Below are 3,684 nucleotides of genomic sequence, written 5' to 3'. Positions count from 1 at the left end.
TAGCGTAAGCATAGCTCCGTGCGAAGCGTAAGGAGTGAGCGTGCGAATGCACGGAGTGGTGGCGTAAGCCGCCACTCGATAAACCCCCAGAGTGCTAATGAGGGGGGTAAGAAGTGACACTACCTTAACAATCCCAGTAAAGAAGCGAGTTCAGCAGGTGTCACCTGTTAAATTATAAGGAGGTTTAATGTTAGAAGAAATTCTTAAAGAATTGAGAAACAATCGAGGTTTAACTCAGTTTGAAGTAGCCAAAGGTTTGGGGGTTACACAACCTACTTATCAGCAATGGGAAACTGGCAAACGTTCACCTACTAGCGAAACGTTATTAAAACTTGCAAACTACTTTGGAGTTACAACTGATAGTTTATTAGGTAGGACAGGCTATGATTTTCTAAAACTTAAAGATTTTCTTAATGTACTTACACCAAGAAATGAAAATCTTGATGTGAAAATTTATTGTTTTGACCCCAATATTGAAATTAGCCCCTTAACGTTTAAAGATGGTAAATTATTGTTCAGTTCCTTTGACCTTTGCTTAAAAGATAATTATTGGTTTGGATTTAAAAACCTAAAAGATGATATTATATCCAAAACTTGGAAATGGCATAATCGTGAAGTTGTTCTTGTAGATACATATCCTCGTAACCGTGTGAATGGTGATTGGTGGCTAATTGCAATTAGATAGTGATTAAATAAATTTTATTAGAAGGAGGTCGACAAAAATTGATGTAAAATCTGTAAGGAAAGGCGCTCATGTTACACAACAATTTATGTCTGATGTTCTTGGTATTTCTCTAAGTTATTATAGAAAAATCGAGAAAGGGATTAAACCTCTTACTCCTGAATTAAAGGAAAAGATAAAAATGGCTTTCTTTAAAAGATTTGATAGTCACTACAAAATTATTGCAACGATTGACTATGTGAATATTCGATTCCAAACTTTAAATGTCAATGAAGTGATAAAAGAAGTTTTGGGTTTAAAAATCGAAAATTTTCACTTGAATGATATGAAACGTTACAATTATCCCTTCTTTCTTAATTATGGGCATATCAATGTTTACTATCATGATAAAGACCCTAAAGCAGGTGTCTTGATTGAAATGAGTGGTCAAGCGTGCCGTGAATTAGAATACGAGTTTGAATATCACCAAAATAAGAAAACATGGTATGACTTCTTTTCAAATGCTATTGATTATGGGTTAAGAAAAGCGCCAGAAAATGAATATTTCGTAAAAGTAACACGTTTTGACTTGGCACTTGATGAACAGTATAACGAAAAAGAAGGAAACTTCGATTTGTTTAGCTTATTGAGTGCCGCACGTGATGGACGGTGGAACGGTCGTAAAAAAAGTTATGCGGCTATTTTGGGAGGAAGAAGAACTGCAGAGGGATTAGTCAATGATGGCTTATCTCTTTATTTTGGTTCAAAACGCACACACTTATTTTTTCGTTTCTATGAAAAAGATTATGAACGTGCAGAACAAGAAAAAGTTTCAGTTGAATCTGTTCGAGATCTCTACGGTTTAAAAAATCGTTATGAAATAGTCATGCGTAAAGAAATTTCTAATACTTTTGTGGAGCGTTTCGTCAATGAAAATTTTAATTTTGCGGAAGAAGGGGTCAAGTTGATAAATGATAACTTGACCTTTTATGATAAAGAAGGCAATTTGGATATGGACTGGTATAAGTTGATGGGAACAATGAATGCTTATCACTTTACTGTGCAGCCTGAAGAACCTGATGTCAATAGTATGTTTCATTGGTTTGAAAATGGTGGACCTGCTTCAACATATTTATTATTGAGTAAATATGATGAAATGATGGGAGATAGTCGTTTACAAGAAATCATAGAATCTGCGGAAATAACAGAAAGAAATGAAAAAATACTGGAACAACTCGAACTTATCAAAGGAGGTTAGCCATAGAAACTAATTTGAAACATTTTCACAAAATGCAGGAAAAGCGGCTTTCAAATCATGCAAGATTGCTGAAGATAACTTTAAGCAGTTATACGTTTGATAAAGAAAAGTATGATAATAAAGTTCATGATTCTTTGTACTTTCAACTTACAGATGAAGAATCGGCTCTAAAAACATTAGATGAAGTAGGTTTAATGTTTCCTCATGAAGCGCAACTTTCAAGAAAAAGTTATTATGAAAAACATAAAAATCAAAAAATAGGAACATTGCCCTATGGTTATAGGTTAGCTGTTTATTTTTTAATTGATAATGGCTATGCAGAAGCTGTTTTGTAGAAAGGAGAGCCATTATGAATATTATGGATAAAATCTTAATAATCATTTTATTATTTAACTTGATATTGAGTAGCTTAAAAGATAGGGATAAAGTACGGTTATTTTTATGGGCAGCTGTACTTGTAATGCAAATTCTTAGTATTTTAAGTGAGGTATTGAAATGATAACAGATGTAATTTTTACTGCTTTTCTAGATTTCTTAGGTACGCCAATAGCAATACTAATAATTATTTTATCTTTGATATCTTTTATATCTTTTATATCTGTTATTGTTAGAGATATGTGATAGTGAATAAAAATCTCTTAAAAAAGAGTAAAGCTGAAGTAATGAGCAGCTTTTCAAAATAAAATAATAACATTCAAAGTAAGAGAAGAGATATTCTCTATTTTTTATTTAGAACGGAGGTCAAAGTGTTATTTTATCAGAGAAAGAATATACGGAATTAATGGAAAAAATTCAAGCTGGAGAAGAATTGACTGATCGAGAATATCGTTTAATATTTTCTAGCTTGGATAAACGCCTAGGTTACAATGCAGACGGTACAAGCCGTATTATAGAAGTTTTTGCGGAACGTTGGACTGCTGAAATTTTTGGATAAACATTTTTTATTGAATAATTTCAGATGTGTGAAGGCAAAATCAGAGGAGGGACAAAATAGAAAGAATAGGAAAACAATATGCCAACACTATCACAAGAAATTAAATCACTTCAAGCAGAAGTAAACGACATTGAAGCACTCTTTGCTGCAGGAAACGCTTTTCAAGAAGCAGCTCAAAAGCTTAAAGGAAAAGGTAAAGTTTTACGAACAGTTGAAAATGACACAACAATTTTGGACGATACAATTGAAATTATTGCAAATCGCACAAATGATGTCATTAAAAACTTGGTTAAAGCTTCATCATCTTACAATTTTTCAAAAAAATCTTTCAATGAATTGAAAGTAAAACTTGAAGATGTACAAGCGCAAGCTCGCCGTAGCGCAAAATAAAAAAACAGCGAAAATAGTATAAAAAATGGGTGGGATTTTGCTTTCACACATTTGAAATTATATTAAAAAAAGTACCGATAAACCCTGTATTTACAAGGGAAAAATGGTATAATAGTTATATAAATAAAGCCGAGCAATAATAGCTTCTCGAAGGTGTGGATTTGGGCAAAAACACCGTTTATTTTCAATAAAAAATGAAAATGGAGAAACTCTGATGAAATTAAACAAAAAACAAACTATTGTAGGTGTTAGCTTGGCAATTCTTTTGCTTGGTGGTGCTGCAGGCGCTACATATTCTCATAATGTTAAAGCTGAAAAGGCTAAACAAGTCCAACAGGAGAAAGAGAAAAAACAAGCGATTGAAAATGCAAAACAAGCAGATAAAGAATTATTGATAAAAGCTAAAGCAAGTCTTGCTGAAGCACAAAAAAATCCTAGTGC

The 3,684-nt window shown here is 32.7% G+C and carries 5 protein-coding genes and 1 pseudogene; all 6 read left to right on the top strand.

All coding sequences use genetic code 11. The features are described from left to right. Window positions 1–187: 187 nt before the first annotated feature. Window positions 188–685, top strand: coding sequence for a helix-turn-helix domain-containing protein (locus tag BZZ03_RS11650; RefSeq protein WP_086583391.1), 498 nt, complete (start codon window positions 188–190; stop codon window positions 683–685). Window positions 686–692: 7 nt separating this feature from the next. Beyond that, complete coding sequence (locus BZZ03_RS11645; protein WP_332888895.1) at window positions 693–1,919, top strand: replication initiation factor domain-containing protein; 1,227 nt, start codon at window positions 693–695, stop codon at window positions 1,917–1,919. 32 nt (window positions 1,920–1,951) lie between these two features. Then, window positions 1,952–2,254, top strand: a complete 303-nt coding sequence (locus BZZ03_RS11640) for a hypothetical protein (protein WP_061414961.1) — start codon at window positions 1,952–1,954, stop codon at window positions 2,252–2,254. Window positions 2,255–2,700: 446 nt separating this feature from the next. Beyond that, the gene (locus tag BZZ03_RS12225; RefSeq protein ID WP_191673125.1) at window positions 2,701–2,853 is read left to right on the top strand and encodes a hypothetical protein; all 153 of its coding nucleotides are present in this window, start codon (window positions 2,701–2,703) and stop codon (window positions 2,851–2,853) included. 78 nt (window positions 2,854–2,931) lie between these two features. Beyond that, entirely contained in the window at window positions 2,932–3,243 is a 312-nt protein-coding gene (locus BZZ03_RS11630; RefSeq protein ID WP_086583389.1) for a hypothetical protein, read from the top strand. Between the two features lie 214 nt (window positions 3,244–3,457). Further along, window positions 3,458–3,684, top strand: a pseudogene (locus BZZ03_RS11625) (hypothetical protein); the annotation flags it as partial.

It is taken from the genome of Lactococcus petauri, from assembly GCF_002154895.1.
Classification (GTDB): domain Bacteria; phylum Bacillota; class Bacilli; order Lactobacillales; family Streptococcaceae; genus Lactococcus; species Lactococcus petauri.
This window is presented reverse-complemented; position numbering and strand designations above follow the sequence as displayed.